The following is a 24,132-nucleotide window of genomic DNA, read 5'->3' as shown; positions in this document are numbered from 1 at the left end:
CTATGCGCCGGTCGCGGGAGCGACGGCGGAGACAAACGAATTCGATGCTGTGCTGCCATGCCCTACTCGGCCGCGACGTACTCCGGTGGCCGCCACACCGCCGGCGCATAAAGCTCGGCGCCGAAATCGTCGGCGATCGATCCGTTGATGCGCGCCTCATGCGCCGGCAGATCGTCCAGAAACAGATCGCGGCTGATCCGTGCCACAACGGCGGGAATGTCGCGCCTGAAGCTCGGGACATCGCCGACCGGCAGGCCGTAGCTGACGAAGGCGGCCGGGTTGAAGACGTGAATATTTTTCAGGAAGGGCGCACGGCCGGGCCGCCGCTCCAGATATTCATGCCCCGATCCCAGATAGGGATACGCCGCCAGCGTCTCGTCTCGATCATCGTCACGCGGAGCGAACCGGTCACGCCACAGCAGGATCTCGTCCGCGAAGTCGCGGAGCTCGGTCTGCGCGCCGAGGTCCACCGAATATCCGGTGCCGGCCATGGCAAAGTCGAACACAAATTCACCCTGCGGCGTCAACGCGACGGCACGCCCGCCCTCGAGCCGCACCGCCTGCCATGGCGCGCCCAAATGGAGATGAAAATTGGGAAACGCGACGGCGCGCGAGATCGCATCCGGTGGCGGCGTCGAGCCGGCGCGACGGAAGCGGATCGCCTGTTGCCAGCGCACCGCATCCGGCAAAGCTCCGTAATTGTCGTAGGCACCCGGATAGCCCCGGATCCGGATCACCGGGAGCGAAGCCAGTGTTTCGCGCCGCGCATAGAGATGGACGTCGCGCGCGCCGGCTTCGAGCGCGACGGCGGCGGCATCAAATGCCGACGCGGCGCTTCCGACCACCGCGACCGACCGACCCCGCAGGGTCCTGAAGTCGATCTTCTCCGAGGTATGCGCATGAAATTGCTTCGGCAGATTGCGCAGCACGTCTGGAACAAGGGCGCCACCACTGCCGGCAAAGCCGGTCGCGAGCACAAGCTTTCGCGTGGTTTCGACTGTCGTGCGATCGCCCTGCGCGAGATGCAGTCGCAGATGATCTCCCGCGGGCTCGATGCGAACCAGCCGCGTCCCGTAACGAACGCCGACGCCGGTGACCTTGCGATACCAGTCGAGATAGGCGGCCCAGTCGAGCCGCAGAATGCGATCGAGCGCGTCATACGCGGCTGCGCCGTAGCGCGCCTCGTACCAGGCCTGGAATCCGAGACCGGGCAGACCAAGCTCGGGGCCCGGCAAGCTCTTGGGCGTGCGCAGCTTGTGCATCCGCGCACTCGTCAGCCAGACGCCTGACGTACTGCCGTCGGCCGCGGCATCGATCACCGAGATCTTGCCGATGCCTGCCCGTCGCAGTGCAAACGCAAATGCCGAGCCGGATTGTCCGCCACCGACGACAACCACATTGTGATCGATCCCGTCGCGATCGGGCACCCAGTTTTGCGGATCGGGTCCGATCAGGCGCAGGGCTTCGCGGGCAACGCTGTCGGGATCGGATTGCGGCATCTTGATCGGCCTCGCTTTGACGCTGCAAATCGTAAAAGCGAACGATCGCCAGTCAATGAAACGAAACCAGCTTTGTTTTTGACGGCGCGCAACAATCGCTTCGCGGTCGACGCAGCAGTTGAAATATTTGCGGCGATCGTCGCCTTGCTTGCTCCGGCTGCGCGCAAAAACCGCAAGACTGCGCCGTCTCACGCGCTAGATCAGCGCAAATCGCCTGCCGATTTCATCATGACGGCTGCACTCGTCTAACATCGCCGATCAACTCACAAGGTTCATGCTTGCTTCCCACGCAACAATGCAAGTTCATTTCATCGACAGGCTTGCGATCACCGACGTAGAGTCAAAGTCCAGCTCGCACGCCGAAGCGCGCGCAGCGTCGCAATCATGGATCATCGGACATGCCGCAAACGACTGGCGCCATCAGTCTCGAACACGATACTCCGGAGCTGGCTCGCTCCTACGATGAAGCCGGGCTGGTCCAGTTCCGTCACGGCAAATTCCTGATCGGACCGTTGGCGATCAAATCCGGCGAGCATGTCCTCGACATCGGGACCGGCACCGGCCGCCTCGCCGAATTCGTGGCAAGTCTTGTCGGGCCGAACGGCCAGGTGATCGGCATCGATCCGCTCGCCGGCCGCATCGAGATCGCGCGGCTTCGCCAGTCGGACAATCTGCAATTCCAGACCGGCCGAGCCGAGGACCTCTCGCGCTTCGATGACCGCCAGTTCGATGCGGTCTATCTCAACAGCGTGTTCCATTGGATCGCCGACAAGAGCGGCGCCTTGCGGGAGATCCACCGGGTGCTGAAGCCGGGGGGCCGGCTTGGGCTGAACGTGCAGGACCCGTCGCGTCCGCATCAGTCCCGCGTACTGCTGCGCCAGGCCATCGCCGAGGCAGGGCTCGCCGATCATCGCCAGGATTCCAACCCGGTGCTGGGCCTGACCGATGGCGAGCTCAGGCCGCTGTTTGTCGCCGGCGGCTTCACCGATTACCGCAGCGAGTTGCGCGCGCTGACCGACGTCCATGCAGATGCAAATTCGCTGCTCCGTTGGTCGGAAGCGAGCGCCTTCGGTAACTTTCTGGAGGCATTCTCGCCGGCCGAACGTGAACAGGTCCGCAGCGCATTTGCCCGCCTGGTCGAAACCAAACGAACGCTGGAGGGGCTGATCCTGGAGCGTTATTTGCGTTTCGCGTTTGCGCGCAAGGCGCCGGCCGGCAACTGACACCACCAACATTCCCGAGTTTCAGGCATGAGCGATCGACGGCTTTCTCTCAATCTCTTCATCTATCCGGGCGGCCATCACGAGGCGGCGTGGCGCTACAAGGGCTCCGCCGCGGACCGCATCCTCGACGTCACCTTTTATCAGGAGCTGGCGCAGAAGGCCGAAGCGCACAAGTTCGACGCGATCTTCTTTGCCGACGGACCGGCCCTGGCCGACAATGTCCGCTACGCGCAGCGCTTCCGCTTCGAGCCGATCACCTGGCTCGCCGCAATCGCGGTCGCCACCAAGCGGATCGGCCTGATCGCAACCGCGTCGACGACCTACAGCGAACCTTATAACCTCGCCCGCCTGTTCGCCTCGCTCGACCATCTCAGCGGCGGCCGCGCCGGCTGGAACATCGTGACGACAAGCACGGCGCAGGCGGCGCAGAATTTCGGCCTGCCGGAGCATCCGCCGCATCACGAACGCTACGAGCGGGCACGGGAATATCTCGACGTCATCACCCGTCTCTGGGACAGCTGGGAAGACGATGCGCTGATCAACGATCCCGTCTCCGGGGTCTTTGCCGATACCGACAAGATCCACGCGATCGACCACGTCGGGAAGCATTTTCGGGTTCGCGGGCCGCTCAACATCTCGCGGACGCCGCAGGGACGGCCGGTCTACATCCAGGCGGGCTCGTCGGACGACGGCCGCGCCTTTGCCGCGCGCTTCGCGGAAGCGATCTTCACCGCGCATCAGACGCTGGCGAGCGCCCAGGAATTCTACGCCGACATCAAGCGTCAGGCGCGCCTCTTCGACCGCAGCCCCGATCAGATCAAGGTCCTGCCGGGCATCAGCCCGTTCATCGCCAGCACGCAAGCCGAGGCGGATCGGCTGCAGGACGAATTCAATGAGCTAATCCAGCCGGAATATTCGCTGACCCAGCTGCGCCAGATGATCGGGCTCGACCTCTCCGGTTTCGATCTCGACGGCCCGTTCCCGCGCCATCTGATCGACACCAACGGTGCACGCAGCGTGGCCAGCCGCTTCAAGCTCGTGGTCGACATCGTCGACCGCGAGAAGCCGACGATCCGCCAGCTCGTCCAGCGCCTCGCCGGCGCGCGCGGACACTGGGTGATTGCCGGCCCGCCGGAGAAGATCGCCGACAATATCCAGACCTGGTTCGAGAACGGCGCCGCCGACGGCTTCAACGTCATGCCGCCCTGGCTGCCCGGCGGATTCGATGTCTTTGCCGAGCAGGTCGTTCCGATCCTGCGCAAGCGCGGCCTGTTCCGCGACGACTACGCCGGCACGACATTGCGCGATCATTACGACCTGAATCGGCCGCCGAGCGTCTTTTCCGGCTCGATTCAGGCGATCGCCTGAACGCTTCCCATTCCCAAATCGTTCGGCCTTCCGCGGCAAGTGCTGCCGCACGGCTCCCATCAGGATGCAATAACGACCATGCAGACTGCGCGCTCCTCCTGGCTTTCCGCCCTCCTGCTTCTTGGCGCCGTGATCGGTGCCACCGTGCGCGCAGAGACGCCTGCCAAGCCCGAGTTGAAAGTCGGTTTTGTCCCGGGCCCCTATATCGACGAGTTCAAGGTCGGCGTGGCGCCGGAGCTGCAGAACAAGGGCTATCGCATCAGATATGTCGAGTTCTCCACCGGGCTCGAGGCCAACAACGCGGTGTTCAAGGGCGAGATCGATGCCAACGTGATGCAGCACACGATCTTCCTGAACTCCTATAACGAGCGGCAAAGCACCGATCTCGTCGGAATCGTCCACGTGCCGACGCCGCCGATGGGGCTCTATTCCAAGAAGCACCCGCCGGGCACGCCGATCAGGCCGGGCTCGACGATCGCGGTGCCCAACGACCCCGTCAATCTGCAGCGCGCATTGTGGATCCTGCGCGACCTCGGCCTCGTCGAGATCCGCGACTCAAAGCCGGTCGACGTCAGCGAGCTCGACGTCATCAAGAACCCCGGCGGCATCAAGATCGTGCCGCTGGAAGCAGCCCAGGCGCCGCGCGCGCTCGACGACGTCGACTTCGCCGCGATCCAGGGCAATTTCGCGATCTACAGCGGATTGAAGCTGACCAATGCGTTCGCGCTGGAAAGGATGACGACGCCCTACATCAACGTGGTCGCCGTCAAGAAGGCCAATGCGGATGCGGCGTGGGCGCAGGACATCGTTGCCGGCTACAAATCGCAGACCTTCAAGACCGCGATCTTCTCCGACCGCTTCTATGACGGGTTTACCTTGCCGGACTACCTGAAGTGATGGCCGAGCCGTCCAGAGCGCCGGAAATCATCCGAAGCAGCGCTCACACGGCTCGCTATCGCTGTCAGTTCGCTTTGGCCTTCACGTATCGGCCTGGCGCGGATTCCCCTGGAGGATAGAGATTGCTGCCGAGTTGCGGGCGGGCGGGCACCTGGTCTTCAGCCCACGGCTTGAGCCATGCGATCCAGTCGTTCCACCAGCTGCCCGGCTTTTCGGCCGCGCCCGCCAGCCATGCCGCCGGGTCGTCGCATCGCTCGTCCGACAGCCAATAGCTTCGCTTGTTCTTCGAGGCGGGGTTGATCACGCCGGCAATATGCCCGCTCGCGCCCAGCACAAAGCGGGTGTTGCCACTGAACAGGCCCGTGGTGCGATAGGCCGATCGCCAAGGCACGATGTGATCCTCAACGGTCGCAAGGACGTAGGCAGGCAGGTCGACCCGTCCGAGATCGATTGGCGTTCCGCACATCGTCAGGCGGTTCGGCTCCCGAAGGTTGTTCTCCAGGTACATGTTCCGGATGTACCAGCAATACATCGGCCCCGGCAGGTTCGTCACGTCGGCGTTCCAGAACAGAAGATCGAAACGCTCAGGCGATTTTCCCTTCAGATAGTTGTTGATCACGTTCGGCCAGATCAGCTCCTTCGAGCGCAGGGTCTGGAACACAAACCCGAGCTCCGAGCCGCGGTAGATGCCGCCATTGCCGATGGTCTGCTCCCGCTGCCGCACCCCCTCCTCGTCCACGAACACGCCGAGATCTCCCGGCTCGCGGAAATCGAGCATCGTCGTCAGCAATGTCACGCTGGCCACCGACTCGTCACGCCGCGTCCGCAGGATTGCCAGCGCAGACGACAGGATGGTTCCGCCGACGCACCAGCCGACCGCGTTGACCTTGTCGGCACCGGAGATCGACCGGGCCACCTCGATCGCGCGCATGGTGCCATGTTCGACGTAGTCGTCCCAGGCAAAGTGCCCGCATGAGACATCCGGATTGCGCCAGGAGACCATGAAAACGGTCAGACCATGCTCGACCGCAAAGCGGACGAAGGAATTGGCCGGCTGCAGGTCGAGAATGTAGAACTTGTTGATGCAGGGCGGCACGATCAGCAGCGGCCGCGCCGTCACCTGCGCGGTCGCCGGTTCATATTGAATGAGCTGAAGCAGCTCGTTCTCGAACACGACCGCGCCCCTTGATGTGGCGACGTCCTTTCCGACTTCGAAAGCTTCCTCGTCCGTGATCGTGAGGCTGCCTCTGCCCAGATCGGTCATCAAATTGTCGAGACCGGCCTTGAGACTCTGACCTTCGCTGTCCGTCGCAAGCTTGATGACGTCAGGATTGGTGGCGATGAAATTGGTCGGGCTCATCGCCTCGACAAGCTGGCGCGTGAAGAAGCGCAAGCGATGCTTTTCCTTCTCATCGAGATCGAGCGCTTCGACGAAGTCGACGCAATAGCGCGCGTTCAGCAAATAGCATTGCTTCAAAACGCTATAGGCCGCGTTGTCCCGCCATTCCTCGGCGTTGAACCTGCGATCGCCACGCGCAGGCTCAATGCCCGCTTCGCTCGGCACCCCGGATGCCGATCTGATGATGTGCTCGGTGAGCTGGTACAGGCGCCTGAGGTGATCCGCCTGCAATTCGGCGAAGCGTTCCGACGAATTCAGGGTTGAGCCGAGGTTCGCCCCCTCGCGATCGACGTTCGTCGCCCACCCGAGCGACCGCCACAGGCTTTCCCCCGCTTTCATGAAACCCTCGACAAATTCGTCGGGCATGTTGAATGGTCGATTCATGACGTCCCTCGCTAGCCAAGATTGACTGGTTCGCTTCCGATCTCGGGCAGCTTCTACCGGCGCCCTTTGCTCTCGCGTTCACCGAGAGCCTGCTATCTATCCGGGCGCCCGCGCGGTGCGGACTTCCGCTGCTCCCGGCGCCGCAATTGCTCACCGCAGTCTCAGGCCCCGGAGCGCACAGCGCCCTCCCTGATCCCGTCGACACTGACGGAAAGGCGCTTGATCTTGTCGTACAGCGTCTGCTTCGGGATGCTCAGAAGCGCGGCGGTCGCCTGGACGTCGCCTTGCTTGCGCCGTAGCGCGTCCTCGATGATCGATCGCTCGATGTTCTCCAATTGCCGCGGCAATGACACGTCCGACGTACCGAAGCCCGCCTTGTTGATCGTCTTGCGGTCGAGCACACCAAGCACGAAACGATCGGCGACGTTGCGAAGTTCCCGCACATTTCCCGGCCATGAATAGGCCAGCAAATGCGACGTGGTCTGCTCGTCCAGGATCGGCGCATCACGCTCGAACCGCCGCGCCGCGTCCAGGGTGAAATGCTCGAACAGCAGCGGGATATCCTCCCGCCGCTCGCGCAGCGGTGGCAGCTCGATGAATGCGACGCCGAGGCGATAGTAGAGATCGGCACGAAACAGCCGCTTTTCGCTCAGTTCGAACAAATTCGCCTTGCTCGCAGCCACGACGCGGCAGTCCACCGAGATCGGCTTGTTGGTTCCGACGCGCTCGATGGATCTGTCCTGCAGCGACCTTAGCAACTTGACCTGGACGCTCGGCGGCATGCTCTCGATCTCGTCGAGAAACAACGTCCCGCCATTGGCATATTCGATCTTTCCGATCCGTTGCCGGGTGGCACCAGTGAACGCGCCCACCTCGTGGCCGAACAGCTCGCTCTCGACCAGCGATTCCGGAAGGCCGCCGCAGTTCACCGCGACATAGTTGCCGCCGCGGCGACCGCTGTGATTGTGCAGACAGCGCGCGACCACGTCTTTGCCGGTTCCGGTTTCACCATAGATCGTGACGTCGACATTGGTCGTGGCCAGGGTAGAGACGAGCCGGCGCACTTCCTGGATCTGCGGCGATCGGCCTTGCAGGCTCGCCTCGATTCCCTGGCGATCCGCCAGGGCCGATCGCAGCGAACGAACCTCCAGGGTCAGCCGCCGCTTTTCCGCCGCCCGGCGCACCACCGAGATCAGCTGCTCCGAGGAGCACGGTTTCTCGATGAAGTCATAGGCGCCGCTCCGCATCGCCTGCACGGCCATTGAAATATCGCCGTGACCGGTGATCAGGATCACCGGGAGATCCTGGTCCAGCCGACGCAGATCGGACAGCCAGTCAAGGCCGCTCCGCCCGCGCAGGCGCACGTCGCAGACCACGACGAAGGGCATGTCGGCACGAACGGATCCGTTGGCGGTCTCGACCGAGGCAAATCCGGAGACGGAAAATCCTGCGAGCTCGAGCGCCTGGACGCCGCCGATCCGTACGTCGTCGTCGTCCTCGACATAGATCACGCCGATCGATTGGTCATCGCCCATGCGAAGCCGCCTCTGCTATCTCAGCCAATGGAAGGATCACGACAAACTCGGCACCATCAGGCATCAGGTTTCGCGCACGCAGTTCGCCGCCGAAGGAGCGCGCGATGTGATTAGAGAGCATCAGGCCGAGGCCTAACCCCTTGCCGGCGGGCTTGGTCGTCACGAATGGTTCGAACATGCGCTGCAGAACATCGGACGCGATCGCGGGCCCGCTGTTGCTGATCGCGATGCGGCAGCGCGCGGTCTGCGCCTCTTCCCTGCTCGCCCGGATCAGGATCGACTTCTGTTCGACGCTCTCCACCGCATCCAGCGCATTCGCCACGATGTTGCACAACAGCTGCTCCAATCGCGTTTGATCGGCGACGACGGCCAGCTTCGCGTCGATATCGGTCGCGACGGCGACCCCGCCGTCCTTGACGCGCCCGGCGAGTATCTTGAGCGCCTCGGCGACGGCCTGTTCGACGGAGACCGCATCAAGCGGGCTGCTCGACTTGTATGCGAAAACCCGCAATTGGCTGGTCAGGCGTCCGAGCCGGCGTACCAACTCGCCAATTCGGGTAAGGTTTCCACGGGCATCGCCGATCGACCCGCGGTCGACCAGCAGGACCGCATTGTCGGCAGCAGTCTGCAGCGCAGCCAGCGGCTGGTTCAGTTCGTGCACGATGCCGGCCGACATCTGGCCGAGCGCGGCCAGCTTGCCGGCGTGAACGAGTTCGTCTTGCGCGGCCCGCAATTCGGCAGTGCGCTCCTGCACCCTCGTTTCGAGCATGTCGTTGGCCGTCTGCAACGCGGCCTGGCTGGCCAGCCGGTGCTTGATCTCTCTCCGGCGTTGCTCGACAAGGCCGAGCGCCAGCAGCGCAACGATGGCGACGAGCCCGGATATGCCCCCGATGATGAGTGCGATCTGCCGTGTGGGCGCCTCGTCATCGAGAAGGACCAGGTTCCACAAGCCGCGGTTGATCGGAAGCTCGCTGACCGTGTAGGCGGTTCCGTTCTGCGTGGTGATCCGGGCGGCGTCGCTCTCGGACTGGGCAGCGAAGGTCCATCCGAGTGGCGCCAGGTCGTGGTTTCCGTAGGGTTTGGACCGTGCAATGTCATCGCGCGTCTGGACCGACAGCGGCGCCATCGGGCGATAGCGCCACTCGTCGCGCGAGGCAAGGATCGTCACCTTGCGCTCATCGACCAGAAGGATGTCGTTTTCGGTGTTGCGCCACGCACGCTCGAACGAATCCAGATTGACCTTGACCGTGGCGACCCCTTTCGTCGTGCCGCCCACCTTCAGCGCATAAGACAGATAGTAGCCGGCGCGCGCCGTCGTGATACCGATACCGAAGAACGCCCCGCGGCCGCTCGCGAGTGCTTCGCTCACATAGGGGCGATACGACAGGTTTTCGCCGAAGGGTGTCCCGGGCTGGTCGAAATCGGCTGCGGCCAGCGTCGCGCCGGAGACGCCCAGGACATAGAGGTTGTCGGCTCCCGCAAGCAGGTTGATCGACTTCAGATAAAGGCTGACGGTTTGCTGCAGTGCAGGATCGCTGGGGGCCTCGAGCAGCCGGAACACACTGGGCGACGTCTCCAGCAGGGACGGCAGATATTCGAATCTCGAGAGATAACCGTCGAGCCTGGCGGCCTCGACCGCCAGCCGCTGCTGCGCCGCGGCGTGCAAATGGTCGAGCCCGCGGCGAAACGTGATCGCATATCCGAGCCACGATGCCGCGGCGACCAGCGCAAGGGCAAGCGCGCCGCGAACCAGCCACCGCGTGGAAATGGGCATCACCAAACCGACTTTGGGAGGCCCCTTGATGTTCACCAGGGATGGAAGCTCCGTCATCTTGTGAACCAGCAAAAAGCGGGGCGCGCCGGCCACTGCGGACGACCACTCACGCATGGGCCAACTCTATGGTCTTGCCTGGGAATACGCGACAGGAAAATCCGGTGTGGGCGATGATGCCCGGCAGCGTCACGCACACCCCGATCAGGATGACCTTGAGCGTGGCAGGACTCTTGGCGGCCTGCCAGACGGTGAGCTGGTCCATCACGACATCGATCTCCTCCGCGACCGCAATCAATGCAGCTTGACGTGCGGCTCGGTCCGCCGGGTGATCAGGCGGGCCAGCGTGTCGAGCGCGACCTTCGCCGGACCGTGCAGGGCGTATTCGTGCATCTTGTACAGCGACAGGTACATCATCCGGGCGAACAGCCCCTCGAAGACAAGGCTGCCACCCACCGGCGCGCCCATCATCGAGCCGACCGTGCTGAATTCGCCGAGCGACACCAGCGACCCGAAGTCCCGGTAACGATAATCCTTGAGCGCCTCGCCCTGCAGAAGCCGCGGGATCTGGGAATAGAGGTGGGAGGCCTGCTGATGCGCCGCCTGGGCGCGGGGCGGCACATTGCCCCGTTCGCCCCATGAGCAGGCCGAACAGTCGCCGATCGCGAAGATGTTGTCGTCGCGCGTGGTCTGCAGGGTCGGCCGCACCACCAGCTGATTGATGCGGTTGGTTTCGAGGCCGGCAATATCCTTCAGGAAATCCGGTGACTCCGGCGGCCCAGACGATCAGCTCGGCAGGAATCGTCCGGCCGTCGGTCAGGCTGACATGGTCGCAACCGACCTCGGAAACCTTGGCGCCGACCAAGAGATCGACGCCAAGCCTGACGAGGAGTTTCTCCGTCTCTTGCGAAACCCGTTCCGGCAGCGCGGGAAGCACCCGGTCCGCGGCTTCAATCAGCGTGATCCTGATGTCCTTGTGCGGATCGACCTGATCGAGGCCATAGGCCACCACCTCCCGCGTCGTCCGGTGCAGCTCCGCCGCAAGCTCGACTCCGGTCGCGCCGGCGCCGATGATTGCGACTTTCAACTGGTGCTCCGCGAGAGCCGACGATTGGGCGTGGGCGCGGATGCACGCATTGACCATGCGTTCGTGGAAGCGCTTCGCATCGACCTGCGATTCGAGCTTGATCGCGTGATCCACGACACCAGGCGTGCCAAAGTCGTTGTTCTGGCTGCCGACGGCGATGACAAGGACGTCATAGTCGAAGCTGCGCTTCGGCGTCACCTCGCGACCTTCGGCATCGAGATGCGGCGCCACCTGCACCTGGCGCTGCTCCCGGTCGATCCCGATCATCTCGCCGATCCGGTAGCGAAAGCCGTGCCAGTAGGATTGCGCGAGATAGTCGACCTCGTGGGCGGCGATATCCATGCTGCCGGCCGCGATCTCGTGCAGCTTCGGCTTCCAGACATGGGTGCGGTTGCGCTCGATCAGCGTAACGTCGAGCTTTCCCTTGCGGCCGTATTTGTCGCCGAGCCGGGTCGCGAGCTCCAGTCCGCCCGCGCCGCCGCCGACGATCACGACCCGCCGCTTTCCCGATTGCACCTCACTCATGATGGCCTCGACCGATCGCGTTCACGTCCGCCCAATCATGTCCTTCCGGTCAGGCGCGCTCGGAAACCGCATCCGCGACGGCGACTGCAGCCATGTTCACGATACGGCGGACAGTGGATGATGGCGTGAGAATATGCGCCGGCTTTGCCGCGCCGAGCAAAATCCCGCCGACCGTCAGCCCCTGCCCCGCGGCCATCCGCAACAGATTGTAGGAGATGTTGGCGGCATCCAGGTTGGGCATCACCAGCACGTTGGCCGGACCGACAAAGCCGGAATCGGGGAATTCATGATCGAGCACGGACTGCGAAAGCGCCGCATCGCCGCGCATCTCGCCCTCCACGGCCAGATCGGGCGATCGCCCGCGAATGATCGCACGCGCCTCCCGCATCTTGTGCGCTTCCGGCACCGCCGAGCTCCCAAAACTCGAATGCGACAGCAGCGCCACCCTCGGCGTGATACCGAAGCGCTTGACCTCCTCCGCCGCCAGCAGGGCGATGTCGGCGACCTGCTCGGCAGACGGGTTGAGATTGCAGTGGGTATCGCAAATGAAAAGCTGATGCTGCGGGAGAATGAGCATCTGCATCACGGCTAGTGTCCGCACGTTCTCCCGCGTTCCGATCACGTTGCGGATCGCAGCCAGGTGATCCGCGGTCCGTCCGATCACGCCGCACAGCATAGCGTCGCCGATGCCCCGTTCGAGCAGGATCGACGCAAGCACGGTCGCGTTGCTCCGCGTCTCCGAGAGCGCCAGCGCGGCCGACACGCCATCGCGCTTCCTGCGCAGATGGTAGACATCCGCGCATTTGGCGTAGACCTCGGCATCGTGCGGATCGATGATCTCGCAGTCGGTGCCGGGCTTGAGCCGGAGGCCGAATGCCGTGATCCGATCGTCGATCGTCGCCGGCCGGCCAAGCAGCAGCGGCCTGGCGATCCCCTCGTCGACGATGACCTGCGCCGCGCGCAGCACGCGCTCATCCTCGCCCTCCGCCAGAACGAGGGATTTTCCGCTTCCCTTGGCCACGGAAAAGACCGGCTGCATCGCGTTGCCGGATTGATAGACGAACCGACCCAGCTGCTGGCGATAGGCATCCATATCGGCAATCGGACGTCGGGCGACGCCGCTGTCGGCCGCGGCCCCGGCCACCGCCGGTGCGATCATCTCGATCAGGCGCGGGTCGAACGGTTTTGGAATGAGGTAGTCGCGGCCGAAGCGAAGTCCTTCGCCCTTGTAGGCGGCGGCGACGACTTCCGGAACCTCCGCCATGGCGAGGTCCGCGAGCGCGCGGACCGTCGCAAGCTTCATCTCCTCATTGATGGTGGTCGCCCCGCAGTCGAGCGCACCGCGGAAGATGAACGGGAAGCAAAGCACATTGTTGATCTGGTTGGGGTAGTCCGAACGCCCGGTGCCGATGACCGCATCGGGACGAACCGCCAGCGCATCCTCCGGCATGATCTCGGGAATCGGATTGGCCATCGCGAAGATCAACGGATCCCGGCCCATCTTCTTGACCATATCAGGCGTCAGCACCTTGCCGGCCGACAGGCCGAGGAAGATGTCCGCGTCTTCAATGATATCGTCCAGCTTTCGCGCGTCCGTTTTCACGGCATAGCGCGCCTTGTTGTCGTCCATGCTTTCCACGCGGCCGGCATACACGACACCCTTGGCATCGGTCACGATGATCCGCTCGCGGCGCAGTCCAAGGCTCACGATCAGATCAAGACAAGCGAGCGCCGCGGCGCCGGCGCCGGAGCAAACCAGCTTGACGTCCGCGATGTCCTTCTTGACCAGCTTCAGTCCATTGAGGATCGCTGCGGCCGCGATGATCGCGGTGCCGTGCTGATCGTCGTGGAACACCGGTATCTTCATCCGCTCGCGGAGCTTCTTCTCGATGTAGAAGCATTCCGGCGCCTTGATGTCCTCCAGGTTGATGCCGCCGAAGGTCGGCTCCATCCTGGCGATGGTCTCGATCAGCGCGTCGGGGTCTTCCTCGGCGAGCTCGATATCGAAGACATCGATTCCGGCGAACTTCTTGAACAGGCACGCCTTGCCTTCCATGACCGGTTTGCCGGCCAGCGCGCCGATATTGCCGAGGCCGAGCACCGCGGTGCCGTTGGTGATGACGGCGACGAGATTGCTGCGTGCCGTCAGCACATCGGCCTGTAGCGGGTCCTTGGCGATGACCAGGCAAGGCTCCGCCACACCCGGTGAATACGCCAGCGCCAGATCGCGCTGGGTGGCCATCGCCTTGGTCGGCACCACGGAAATCTTTCCCGGCGTCGGCAAGCGATGATATTCGAGTGCGGCTTCCTTCAGATCCTGGTCCATCATGTTCCCCGGCTTGATGTCTTCGTCCGAGGGGCCGCAATGGGCTTGTCCCTCGCTTTCATTTTCGCCCTCGGCTGACGCCAGGCGGGCCCGCGTCGAGCGCACGCGCCGTCACCCTTGCGGCGCGTTGCCGGAACAGCTCAGACCACGTGCTGACCGCCATTCGCCGAGATCGTCGAGCCCGTGACGAAGCCGGCATCGTCGGACGCCAGGAACAGTACCGCGCGCGCGATCTCGTGCGGTTCACCCAAGCGGCCGACCGGAATCTGAGGCAGGATGTTCTTGGCCACGATCTCCGGGTTGATCGCCTTGACCATCTCGGTGGCGATATAGCCGGGACAGATCGCGTTCACCGTGATCCCGGCGCGCGCGCCTTCCTGGGCCAGCGCCTTCACGAAGCCGATGTCGCCTGCCTTGGCGGCGGAGTAGTTGACCTGGCCCATCTGGCCCTTCTGGCCGTTGATCGAGGAGATGCAAATCACCCGGCCGAACTTCCGCTCGCGCATCCCTTCCCACACCGGCCGAGTCATGTTGAACAGCGAGTTCAAATTGGTGTTGATGACCGCGTACCATTGCTCCGCCGTCATCTTGTGGAACATGCCGTCCTTGGTGATGCCGGCATTGTTGACCAGCACCTCCACCGGCCCGAGATCGGCCTCGACCTGCTTCAGGCCGGCGACGCACGCCTCGTAGTTCGAGACATCCCATTTGTAGACATTGATGCCGGTCTCGGTCTTGAACTTCGCGGCCGCTTCATCATTGCCGGCATAGCTTGCCGCCACCTTGTATCCGGCTGCCTTGAGGGCGATCGAGATCGCCTCGCCGATACCGCGCGTTCCACCGGTCACCACTGCAACTCTGGACATGATTGCCTCCCGATCTTGATTGATTTGCACCCGCCGGCCCTTGTTGAGGTGAGCCCGGCCTCGCTCAGCGCTCGACCGTCAGGGCGACGCCCATGCCGCCGCCGATACACAGCGTGGCGAGACCCTTCTTCGCGCCACGCTTCTGCATTTCGAACAAGAGCGTCGTCAGAACCCGCGCGCCGGACGCGCCGATCGGATGGCCGATGGCAATGGCGCCACCGTTCACGTTCACGATCGACGGATCCCAGCCCATGTCCTTGTTGACGGCGATCGCCTGCGCCGCAAAGGCCTCATTGGCTTCGACAAGATCGAGGTCTTTGACTTTCCAGCCGGCCTTTTCCAGCGCCTTGCGCGATGCCGGAATTGGCCCCGAGCCCATCACCGCCGGATCGACGCCGGCGGTGGCCCACGAGACGATCTTCGCAAGCGGCGCCAGGCCGCGCTTGCTGGCTTCGTCGGCGCTCATCAACACCAGCGCGGCCGCACCGTCGTTGAGACCCGAAGCGTTTCCGGCGGTCACCGTGCCCTCCTTGTTGAAGGCAGGCTTCAGCTTGGCAAGCGCGTCCAGCGTCGTGCCCGGGCGGATGTATTCGTCCTGATCGACGACGATTTCTCCCTTTCGGGTCTTGACCGTGACTGGAACGATCTCGTCCTTGAACCGGCCGCCCTTCTGCGCATCCTCGGCCTTGTTCTGCGAGCCGGTCGCGAACGCATCCTGCTCCTCGCGGGTGATCTGCCATCTGGCGGCGATGTTCTCCGCCGTGACTCCCATGTGGTAGCCGTGGAAGGCATCGAGCAGGCCGTCCTTCAACATGGAGTCGATGAATTTGACGTCGCCCATCTTGGTGCCGCCGCGCATATGTGACAGATGCGGCGCCATCGACATCGACTCCATGCCGCCGGCGACGATGATCCTGGCGTCGCCATTGGCGATCTGCTGCAGGCCGAGCGCCACCGACCGCAGGCCCGAGCCGCACAGCTGGTTCATGCCCCACGCCGTCTTCTCCTGCGGAATGCCGGCTGCCATCGCGGCCTGCCGCGCCGGGTTCTGGCCCTCACCGCCGGACAAGACTTGGCCCAGGATGACCTCGTCGACGTCTTCAGGCGACACTTTGGCGCGTTCGAGGGCGCCCTTGATCGCGATCGCCCCGAGTTCGTGAGCGGGTATCGCCCCGAACGCTCCGTTGAAGGAGCCCACCGGTGTCCGCGCCGCGGAAACCACAACCACGTCCGTCATGACCAACTCCCTTGATACATTTCTGATGAACTGGCGGTGATCGTCGGCGACCACCTTCCGTATTCGCCTAGCCCGTCGTTACAGCGACTTCGATGTCGCTCGGATCGATGTCGCGATCGAGTCCGGCGCGCAGCTTCTCGCGGTCGAGTTCGCCTTCCCACCACGCCACGACGACGCAAGCGACGCCGTTGCCGCACAGATTGGTCAACGCCCGGCATTCGCTCATGAACTTGTCGATGCCGAGTACGATCGCCATGCCGGGAAGCAGCTCCGGCCTGACTGCCGCAAGCGTGCCAGCGAGCGTGATGAAGCCGGCGCCCGTGATTCCCGAGGCGCCCTTCGACGTCAGCATGGCAACGATGAGGATCGTCATCTGCTCGCCGAAGCTGAGCTCAACATTCATCGCCTGGGCGATGAACAGCGTCGCCAAGGTCATGTAGATGTTGGTGCCGTCGAGGTTGAAGGAGTAGCCGGTGGGCACGACAAGGCCAACGACCGACTTGGAGCAGCCGAGACGCTCCAGCTTTTCCATCAGCTGCGGCAGCGCGCTTTCCGAGGATGACGTGCCGAGCACGATCAGCAGCTCGTCCTTGATGTATTTGAGGAACTTGAAGATGGAGAAGCCGGCGATGCGGGCGATGATGCCGAGCCCGACGACCACGAACAGCAGCGCGGTGAGATAGAAGGTCGCGATCAGACCGGCGAGATTGCCGAGCGCCTGGGGACCGTAGCGGCCGATCGTGTAGGCCATGGCGCCAAAAGCGCCGATCGGCGCGACCTTGACGACGATCGAGATGACGCCGAACATCGCATGCGCGACGTCGTCGATCATCGAACGGACCGTGTGAGCCCGTTCGCCGAGCCCCATCAGCGCGAAGCCGAACAGGATGGCGAACAGCAGCACCTGCAGGATTTCGCCTTGGGCGAACGCTCCGACCACGGTGTCCGGAATGATGTGCAGGACGAAGTCCACCGACTTCATCTCGCTCGCCTGCTTGGCATAGCCGGCGACCGCGGCGGCGTTCGACTGGCCCTGGAAGCCCGCGCCCGGCCGCAGCACGTTGGCGACGATCAGGCCCAGCGCAAGCGCAAAGGTCGAGACGACCTCGAAATAGACCAGCGACTTGATCGCGACGCGACCCACTTTCTTCACTTCGGAAATGTGGGCGATCCCCGAAACCACCGTGCAGAAGATGATCGGCGCAATCGCCATCTTGATGAGCTTGACGAAGCCGTCGCCCATCGCCTTGATCCAGTCGTTCTTGGCGAGATCAGGCCAGAGCCAGCCGACAATCACGCCGAGCACGATCGCCGCGAGCACCTGAACGTACAGAATCCGGTAAAACGGCTTCTTCTGCGTGACAGGCAACGTTCCGGACGTCGCAGTGGTCGCTGCAGACATTGTGTCTTCTCCCTGATCTCTCTGTGCCTGCGTATCGGCAGGCAAACGTCATTTCTTCTTCTGTGGCGGCAGATCGGTGCAATGGCCCTCAAAGACCTCCGCCGCCATGCCGATGGACTCGCCGAGCGTCGGGTGCGGATGAATGGTCTTGCCGATATCCGCAGGCTCGCATCCCATCTCGATCGCAAGGCAGACCTCGCTGATCAGATCGCCCGCGTGCGTGCCGACGATCCCGCCGCCGATCACCCGATGGGTCGCCGCGTCGAACAGCAGCTTGGTGAAGCCCTCGTCGCGTCCGTTGGCAATGGCCCGGCCGGAGGCCGCCCAGGGAAAGACCGCCTTGCCGAACTTGATGCCCTCGGCCTTGCACTGCTCCTCGGTCTTGCCGGCCCAGGCCACTTCGGGATCGGTGTAGGCAACGGACGGAATCTGCCGCGCATCGAAATACGACTTCTCGCCATGGGCCACTTCGGCCGCCACATGACCTTCATGCACAGCCTTGTGCGCCAACATCGGCTGCCCCACGACGTCGCCAATGGCGAAGATGTGCGCCACGTTGGTGCGCATCTGCCTGTCGACGTCGATGAAGCCGCGATCCGTGACCGCGACACCGGCCTTGTCGGCGCCGATCTTCTTGCCGTTCGGGCTGCGGCCGACCGACACCAGGACGAGGTCATAGAGCTGCGGTCCGGCGGGGGCTTGCTCGCCTTCGAAGCTGACCTCGATCCCGGCTTCGGTGGCCTTCCCGCCGACCGTCTTGGTCTTCAGCATCACCTTGTCGAAGCGACCGGCGTTCATCTTGTCCCAGACCTTGACCAGGTCACGGTCGGCGCCCTGCATCAGGCCGTCGAGCATCTCGACGACGTCGATGCGCGCGCCAAGGGTAGAATACACCGTCGCCATTTCGAGCCCGATGATGCCGCCGCCGATCACCAGCATGCGCTTCGGGATCGACTTCAGCTGGAGCGCGCCGGTCGAATCGACGATGCGCGAATCCTCGGGTAGGAACGGCAGCTTCACGGACTGGCTGCCGGCGGCGATGATCGCCCTGGCGAATTTGATCGTCTTCTTGCCGCCTGCCACGGCAACCTCGAGATGATGCGGATCGAGGAACGCGCCGACGCCGGTCACCACCTCGACCTTGCGGGCCTTCGCCATCCCGGCGAGCCCGCCCGTCAGCTTCTTGATCACGCCTTCCTTGAAGGAGCGCAGCTTGCCGAGGTCGATCTGCGGCGCGCCAAACGAAATCCCGTGGTCCGGGAGATGCTTCACCTCGTCGACGACGGATGCCGTATGCAGCAGCGCCTTGCTCGGGATACAGCCGACGTTAAGACACACGCCGCCGAGCGTGTCGTAACGCTCGACCAGCACGGTCTTCATGCCGAGATCGGCGGCGCGGAAGGCGGCCGAATAGCCGCCGGGACCGGCGCCCAGCACCAGCATGTCGCATTCGATCTCCGCCTTGCCGGAATAGGACGCCGCGGCGGGCGCAACCGGCGGCGGCGCGGCGGCCGGCTGCGATGTGGGCCCGGGTGCCGGCGCAGCCACGGCGCCCGAGGTCTCCAGCACGAGGATCGTCGACCCTTCGCTCACCTTGTCGTCGACCTTGACCCTGACTTCCTTGACGACGCCGGCGTGCGAGGACGGGATCTCCATGGATGCCTTGTCGGACTCGACCATGATCAGGCTGGTATCGACCGCGACGGTCTCGCCGGGCTTCACCATGACCTCGATGACGGCGACGTCCTTGAAGTCGCCGATATCGGGCACCTTCACTTCGATCTGCTGAGCCATGCTGCTCTCCCCCGATCTCAGAACAACACGCGCCGCAGATCAGCGAGCACATTGGCGAAGTAGACGTTGAAGCGTGCGGCGGCCGCGCCGTCGATGACGCGGTGATCCCAGGACAGCGACAGCGGCAGAGTGAGGCGCGAGGTCCAGGTCTTGCCGTCAGGCGAATGCTGCTTCCAGTATCCCTTGCAGACGCCCATGATCGCGACTTCCGGCGCGTTGATGATCGGCGTGAAGTAGATGCCGCCGATGCCGCCCAGCGACGAGATCGAGAAGGTGCCGCCCTGCATCTGGTCCGGCTTGATCTTGCCCTCGCGCGCCAGCTTGGCGAGCGCGTTCATCTCGTTGGCGATCTCCGGCACCGATTTCTTGTCGGCATCGCGGATCACCGGCACCATCAGGCCGTTGGGCGTGTCCGCGGCGAACCCGATGTGCCAGTAGTTCTTGTAGACCAGCGTGTCGCCGTCGAGACTGGCATTGAACTCCGGGAATTTCTGCAGCGTCGCGACCGCCGCCTTCACCATGAAGGGCAGCAGCGAGAGCTTGACGCCGCTCTTCTCCAGCTCCTTGTTCATCTTCACCCGGAATTGCTCGAGATCGGTGATATCGGCCTCGTCATGGGTCGTGACGTGCGGAATGACGACCCAGTTGCGGTGCAAATTAGCGGCCGAAATCTTCTTGATGCGGCCGAGCTCCTTGCGCTCGACCGGCCCGAATTTCGCGAAATCGACCTTGGGCCAGGGCAGCAGGTCGATGCCACCGACGCCGCCTCCGCTTGCCGCCGCAGCCTGCGGCTTGGCGGCTGATGCTCCGCCCTTGGCAAAGGTCTCGACATCCTCGCGCAGGATGCGGCCATGATTGCCCGAGCCCTTTACCTTGCCGAGATCGACACCCATCTCGCGCGCCAGCTTACGGACCGCGGGGCCGGCATAGGCAAGCGCAAAGGCCTTCTCGTCGACCCCGCCGGCCTGCGCCACGGCAGCGGCGGGTGCCGATGCTGCCGGTGCCGGCGCAGCCGCGGCAGGGCTGGCCGCGGCGGATGCATCGCTGGTCGCAAGCACGAGAATGATCGCGCCTTCGCTGACCTTGTCACCGGTCTTCACCTTGATCTCGCGCACGGTGCCCGAGAGCGGCGCCGGCACTTCCATTGTCGCCTTGTCCGACTCGAGCGCGATCAGCGGATCCTCAGCTTTGACGCTGTCGCCGGGCTTGACGAAGATCTCGATGACCGGAACGTCCTTGAAGTCGCCGATGTCGGGGACACGGACCTCGGCGATACCCGCCGGGGCGCTGACGGGCGAAGGCGGCGCGCTGACGACGGGGCGCGTTTCGGCCTGCTCGGCGCCCGCACCTTCGAACTTAACGATCACCACGCCTTCGCTTACCTTGTCGCCAACCTTGACGACCACTGACTTCACCACGCCATCGCGCGGCGACGGCACCTCCATGGTCGCCTTGTCGGACTCCAGCGCGACCAGCGGATCCTCGGCCTTCACCTTGTCGCCCGGCTTGACGAAGACCTCGATGACCGGGACGTCCTTGAAGTCACCAATATCGGGAACCTTGATGTCGATCAGACCACTCATCGCTCTGCCCTCGGCTCCCCTGCCTCACACGGTCCACGGCGCGGCGCGCCCGGCATCGATCTGGTATTTGGCGATGGCCTCGACGACGATTGCGGGCTTGATCGTTCCCTCATCGGCGAGCGCCTTGAGTGCCGCGACGGCGACATAGTGGCGGTCGACCTCGAAGAATTTCCGGAGCTTGACGCGATAGTCGCTGCGGCCGAACCCGTCGGTGCCGAGCACGACGTAGCGGCGGCCGGCCGCCTGCACATATTCCCGGATCTGGTCGGGGTAGTTGCGCATGTAGTCGGTCGAAGCCACGACCGGCCCCGGATGCCCTTCGAGCTGCGCTTCCACCCAGCTCTTGCGGCGCGGCTCGGTCGGATGCAGCAGGTTCCAGCGTTCCGCCGCCATACCGTCACGACGCAGTTCGTTGAAGCTGGTTGCACTCCAGACGTCCGCGGTCACACCGAAGTCCGCCTTGAGCAGATCGGCCGCCGCGATCACCTCGCGCAGGATCGTGCCCGAGCCGACGAGCTGGACGCGCAGTCCCTTTTTCGCGGTCTCGCCGCCGTTCTTCAGGAGGTAGAGGCCTTTGAGAATTCCCTCCTCGGCGCCCGTGCCTGCGTCAGCCAGCGCCGGGTGCTGATAATTCTCGTTCATCAGGGTGATGTAGTAGTAGACGTCCTCCTGCGCCTCATACATGCGACGCATGCCTTCGCGGACGATGGTCACGACTTCATAGGCGAAGGTCGGATCGTAGGAGATGCAGTTCGGGATGGTGGCGGCGAGCACGTGGCTGTGGCCGTCCTCATGCTGCAGGCCTTCGCCGTTCAGCGTGGTACGGCCGGCCGTGCCGCCGAGCAGGAAGCCCCGGGCGCGCATGTCGCCTGCGAGCCAGGCGAGGTCGCCGACCCGCTGCAAGCCAAACATTGAGTAGTAGATGTAGAACGGGATCATCGGCACGTTGTTGGTCGAGTAGGACGTCGCGGCGACAATCCAGCTCGACATCGCGCCGCCTTCGTTGATGCCTTCCTGAAAGACCTGCCCGCTCTTGTCCTCGCGATAGTACATCAGCTGATCGGCATCCTGCGGCCTGTAGAGCTGACCGACAGACGAATAGATGCCGAGTTGCCGGAACATACCCTCCATGCCGAAGGTGCGGGATTCGTCCGGCACGATCGGCACGATGTGCTTGCCGATCGCCTTGTCGCGCACGAGGGCGCCGAGCAACTGCACGAACGCCATCGTGGTCGAGATCTCGCGGTCGCCGGTGTTTTCGAGCAGCCGCTGGAACGTCGAGAGCGGGGGAATTTGCAAGGACGCGGATTTGCGCCGGCGTTGCGGCAGGTAGCCGCCGAGCTTTTCGCGCTGTGCCCGGAAATACTTCATTTCCGGGCTATCTTCCGGCAGCCGGAGGAAAGGCACCTTGGCCAAATCGGCGTCGGAGACCGGCACCTGGAAGCGGTCACGGAAACCGCGCAGCGCGTCCTGCGTCATCTTCTTGGCCTGATGGGCGATCATCTGGCCTTCGCCGGATTCGCCCATGCCGTAGCCCTTGACGGTCTTCGGCAGAATGACCGTCGGCTGGCCCTTGTGGTTCACGGCCGCGGTGTAAGCGGCAAAGACCTTCTCGGGATCATGGCCGCCGCGCGCGAGCTGCCAGATATCGTCGTCGCTCATATCAGCGACGAGCTGTTTCGTTTCCTCATACTTGCCGAAGAAGTGTTCGCGAATGTAAGCGCCGCTCTTGCTCTTGAAGTCCTGGTATTCGCCGTCGACGCATTCCTCCATGAGCCTGAGCAGCAGCCCGCTCTTGTCCTTTTGCAGCAGGCGGTCCCACCCCGAGCCCCACAGCACCTTGATGACGTTCCAGCCCGCACCGCGAAAGATGCTTTCGAGCTCCTGCACAATCTTGCCGTTGCCGCGAACGGGTCCATCGAGCCGCTGAAGGTTGCAATTGATGACGAAGATCAGATTGTCGAGGTTCTCGCGACCGGCGAGCGAGATCGCGCCGAGCGATTCCGGCTCGTCGGTTTCGCCGTCGCCCATGAACGCCCAGACCTTGCGGTTGGACGTATCGGCCAGCTTGCGGTTCTCGAGATATTTCAGGAAGCGCGCCTGATAGATCGCCATCAAGGGCCCGAGCCCCATCGACACCGTCGGGAACTGCCAGAAGTCCGGCATCAACCAGGGATGCGGATAGCTCGACAATCCCTTGCCGCTGGTCTCCTGCCTGAAGCTGAGCAGCTGCTCCTCGCTCAATCGTCCTTCGAGGAAGGCGCGCGCGTAGATGCCGGGCGAGCAGTGCCCCTGGACAAAAATCAGGTCGCCGCCATGAGCATCGGTCGGCGCGTGCCAGAAATGGCCAAAGCCGATGTCATAGAGTGTGGCAGCCGACTGGAAGCTCGCGATATGGCCGCCGAGCTCCGAGCTTTCCTTGTTGGCGCGCAGAATGATCGCAAGGGCGTTCCAGCGGATGATGGAGCGAAGCTTGTGCTCGATCGCGCGGTCGCCGGGCAGCGCCGGCTGCTGGTCCAGCGGGATTGTGTTGCAATAGGGCGTCGTCAGCGACTGCTCGATCTGAAGGCCGCCGCGGCGCGCCGCCTCGAGCATCGCATTGACGACGAACTCGGCGCGTTCATTGCCGCGATGCCCCTGGACCGCCGACAAGGCATCAAGCCAGTCCCGGGTTTCCTGCGGATCCTGATCGTGAGCGTCCGCCATCGTCATTGTCTTCTCCATTGCATGCCAAGCCGAAGTTGCACGCCCGCGTTCATTGCGACCCGCGTTCATGCGGAAGCACGCAATGCGAACCGGCGATGTCCCGGTCGCGTTAGGCGGTGAGCTGAGTGTTGGTTGGCATCTGAACGTCCCCTCGCACTGTATGTTCTGGAGCTGTTGCTCCTTTTGGCAGGTACCCAAGCAGCATTCGTGCCAGACCGTGAAATGCCCGGTCGATCACAGCGATGTCGTTCAGTTTGCTTGGCTTTGCCGTGCATGCCAGTGCACCCGCCACCGCGTCGGGATCGGATCCGTCTGAAGGTCCGGAAAACCGGGCGGAGCGATCATCCGAAATCTCGGATTGTGCTGGTCGAGGCGTCCGAAGATCGGGGACGATGCCGTCAAACCGCCCTGCGCACGCGGAGCGAGAGCTTCTCCGCACAGGCCGCACGCGGTCACCAACCGACAGCAGCGCGGAACGACAAATTCAAGTTGACGAGCTTCGCCTCGATGACTGAATGTCTGCGATCAAG

The 24,132-nt window shown here is 63.7% G+C and carries 16 protein-coding genes and 1 pseudogene; 4 read left to right on the top strand and 13 right to left on the bottom strand.

All coding sequences use genetic code 11. The features are described 5' to 3' along the window. Positions 1-62: 62 nt before the first annotated feature. Positions 63-1,499, bottom strand: a complete 1,437-nt coding sequence (locus V5279_RS09875) for an FAD-dependent oxidoreductase (RefSeq protein WP_338696836.1) — start codon at positions 1,497-1,499, stop codon at positions 63-65. On the opposite strand from V5279_RS09875, the gene V5279_RS09870 reads away from it, so the two are divergent. From V5279_RS09870 to V5279_RS09855, 4 genes are all read left to right on the top strand, one after another. Further along, positions 1,491-1,748: a hypothetical protein gene (locus V5279_RS09870; protein WP_338696834.1), complete on the top strand. Its 258-nt coding sequence runs from the start codon at positions 1,491-1,493 to the stop codon at positions 1,746-1,748. The genes V5279_RS09875 and V5279_RS09870 overlap by 9 nt on opposite strands. Positions 1,749-1,897: 149 nt before the next feature. Beyond that, a complete protein-coding gene (locus V5279_RS09865; RefSeq protein WP_338696832.1) occupies positions 1,898-2,722 on the top strand; it encodes a class I SAM-dependent methyltransferase in 825 nt (274 codons plus the stop codon). A 27-nt stretch (positions 2,723-2,749) separates the two neighbouring features. Continuing rightward, positions 2,750-4,090: an LLM class flavin-dependent oxidoreductase gene (locus V5279_RS09860; RefSeq protein WP_338696830.1), complete on the top strand. Its 1,341-nt coding sequence runs from the start codon at positions 2,750-2,752 to the stop codon at positions 4,088-4,090. A gap of 78 nt (positions 4,091-4,168) precedes the next feature. Continuing rightward, on the top strand, positions 4,169-4,987 hold the full coding sequence (locus tag V5279_RS09855) for a MetQ/NlpA family ABC transporter substrate-binding protein (RefSeq protein ID WP_338696828.1): 819 nt from the start codon (positions 4,169-4,171) through the stop codon (positions 4,985-4,987). Between the two features lie 64 nt (positions 4,988-5,051). On the opposite strand, the gene V5279_RS09850 is transcribed toward V5279_RS09855, so the two are convergent. The 12 genes and pseudogenes from V5279_RS09850 to aceE form a co-directional block, all read right to left on the bottom strand. Then, on the bottom strand, positions 5,052-6,770 hold the full coding sequence (locus V5279_RS09850) for a class I poly(R)-hydroxyalkanoic acid synthase (protein WP_338696826.1): 1,719 nt from the start codon (positions 6,768-6,770) through the stop codon (positions 5,052-5,054). A gap of 161 nt (positions 6,771-6,931) precedes the next feature. Next, on the bottom strand, positions 6,932-8,305 hold the full coding sequence (locus tag V5279_RS09845; RefSeq protein ID WP_338696824.1) for a sigma-54 dependent transcriptional regulator: 1,374 nt from the start codon (positions 8,303-8,305) through the stop codon (positions 6,932-6,934). Then, a complete protein-coding gene (locus tag V5279_RS09840; RefSeq protein WP_338696822.1) occupies positions 8,295-10,193 on the bottom strand; it encodes a sensor histidine kinase in 1,899 nt (632 codons plus the stop codon). The genes V5279_RS09845 and V5279_RS09840 overlap by 11 nt, the downstream gene beginning before the upstream one ends. Continuing rightward, the gene (locus V5279_RS09835; protein ID WP_338696820.1) at positions 10,186-10,341 is read right to left on the bottom strand and encodes a hypothetical protein; all 156 of its coding nucleotides are present in this window, start codon (positions 10,339-10,341) and stop codon (positions 10,186-10,188) included. Before V5279_RS09835 ends, V5279_RS09840 begins: the two co-directional genes overlap by 8 nt. A 29-nt stretch (positions 10,342-10,370) precedes the next feature. Beyond that, a pseudogene (locus V5279_RS09830) lies at positions 10,371-11,688 on the bottom strand (NAD(P)/FAD-dependent oxidoreductase). 49 nt (positions 11,689-11,737) lie between these two features. Continuing rightward, a complete protein-coding gene (locus tag V5279_RS09825) occupies positions 11,738-14,014 on the bottom strand; it encodes an NADP-dependent malic enzyme (RefSeq protein ID WP_338701100.1) in 2,277 nt (758 codons plus the stop codon). Between the two features lie 140 nt (positions 14,015-14,154). Then, positions 14,155-14,880: an acetoacetyl-CoA reductase gene (phbB, locus tag V5279_RS09820; protein WP_338696818.1), complete on the bottom strand. Its 726-nt coding sequence runs from the start codon at positions 14,878-14,880 to the stop codon at positions 14,155-14,157. 64 nt (positions 14,881-14,944) lie between these two features. Further along, positions 14,945-16,117 carry an acetyl-CoA C-acetyltransferase gene (locus V5279_RS09815; protein WP_338696816.1) on the bottom strand — a complete coding sequence of 391 codons (1,173 nt, stop codon included), beginning with the start codon at positions 16,115-16,117 and terminating at the stop codon, positions 14,945-14,947. A gap of 67 nt (positions 16,118-16,184) precedes the next feature. Then, on the bottom strand, positions 16,185-17,519 hold the full coding sequence (locus V5279_RS09810) for a dicarboxylate/amino acid:cation symporter (protein WP_166303155.1): 1,335 nt from the start codon (positions 17,517-17,519) through the stop codon (positions 16,185-16,187). A gap of 48 nt (positions 17,520-17,567) precedes the next feature. Beyond that, the gene (lpdA, locus tag V5279_RS09805) at positions 17,568-19,313 is read right to left on the bottom strand and encodes a dihydrolipoyl dehydrogenase (protein WP_338696812.1); all 1,746 of its coding nucleotides are present in this window, start codon (positions 19,311-19,313) and stop codon (positions 17,568-17,570) included. Between the two features lie 17 nt (positions 19,314-19,330). After that, positions 19,331-20,896 (bottom strand): dihydrolipoyllysine-residue acetyltransferase, encoded by a 1,566-nt coding sequence (locus tag V5279_RS09800; protein WP_338696810.1) that lies wholly within the window; start codon positions 20,894-20,896, stop codon positions 19,331-19,333. Positions 20,897-20,920: 24 nt separating this feature from the next. Then, positions 20,921-23,602, bottom strand: coding sequence for a pyruvate dehydrogenase (acetyl-transferring), homodimeric type (aceE, locus tag V5279_RS09795; protein ID WP_338701098.1), 2,682 nt, complete (start codon positions 23,600-23,602; stop codon positions 20,921-20,923). Between the last annotated feature and the right edge of the window lie 530 nt (positions 23,603-24,132).

This window comes from Bradyrhizobium sp. 26S5, assembly GCF_036923295.1.
GTDB classification, from domain to species: domain Bacteria; phylum Pseudomonadota; class Alphaproteobacteria; order Rhizobiales; family Xanthobacteraceae; genus Bradyrhizobium; species Bradyrhizobium septentrionale.
The sequence above is the reverse complement of the archived record's forward strand: the minus strand, read 5'-3'. Positions and strand labels throughout refer to the sequence as shown.

Excerpts from the sequence above, each read along its gene's own strand:
- V5279_RS09800 (WP_338696810.1), bottom strand. The coding sequence starts at position 20,896 with ATGAGTGGTCTGATCGACATCAAGGTTCCCGATATTGGTGACTTCAAG.
- V5279_RS09860 (WP_338696830.1), top strand. The coding sequence starts at position 2,750 with ATGAGCGATCGACGGCTTTCTCTCAATCTCTTCATCTATCCGGGCGGC.
- V5279_RS09815 (WP_338696816.1), bottom strand. The coding sequence starts at position 16,117 with ATGACGGACGTGGTTGTGGTTTCCGCGGCGCGGACACCGGTGGGCTCC.
- phbB (WP_338696818.1), bottom strand. The coding sequence starts at position 14,880 with ATGTCCAGAGTTGCAGTGGTGACCGGTGGAACGCGCGGTATCGGCGAG.
- V5279_RS09825 (WP_338701100.1), bottom strand. The coding sequence starts at position 14,014 with ATGGACCAGGATCTGAAGGAAGCCGCACTCGAATATCATCGCTTGCCG.
- V5279_RS09810 (WP_166303155.1), bottom strand. The coding sequence starts at position 17,519 with ATGTCTGCAGCGACCACTGCGACGTCCGGAACGTTGCCTGTCACGCAG.
- V5279_RS09875 (WP_338696836.1), bottom strand. The coding sequence starts at position 1,499 with ATGCCGCAATCCGATCCCGACAGCGTTGCCCGCGAAGCCCTGCGCCTG.
- V5279_RS09840 (WP_338696822.1), bottom strand. The coding sequence starts at position 10,193 with ATGCGTGAGTGGTCGTCCGCAGTGGCCGGCGCGCCCCGCTTTTTGCTG.
- V5279_RS09850 (WP_338696826.1), bottom strand. The coding sequence starts at position 6,770 with ATGAATCGACCATTCAACATGCCCGACGAATTTGTCGAGGGTTTCATG.
- V5279_RS09835 (WP_338696820.1), bottom strand. The coding sequence starts at position 10,341 with ATGGACCAGCTCACCGTCTGGCAGGCCGCCAAGAGTCCTGCCACGCTC.
- V5279_RS09845 (WP_338696824.1), bottom strand. The coding sequence starts at position 8,305 with ATGGGCGATGACCAATCGATCGGCGTGATCTATGTCGAGGACGACGAC.
- aceE (WP_338701098.1), bottom strand. The coding sequence starts at position 23,602 with ATGGCGGACGCTCACGATCAGGATCCGCAGGAAACCCGGGACTGGCTT.
- lpdA (WP_338696812.1), bottom strand. The coding sequence starts at position 19,313 with ATGGCTCAGCAGATCGAAGTGAAGGTGCCCGATATCGGCGACTTCAAG.
- V5279_RS09865 (WP_338696832.1), top strand. The coding sequence starts at position 1,898 with ATGCCGCAAACGACTGGCGCCATCAGTCTCGAACACGATACTCCGGAG.
- V5279_RS09855 (WP_338696828.1), top strand. The coding sequence starts at position 4,169 with ATGCAGACTGCGCGCTCCTCCTGGCTTTCCGCCCTCCTGCTTCTTGGC.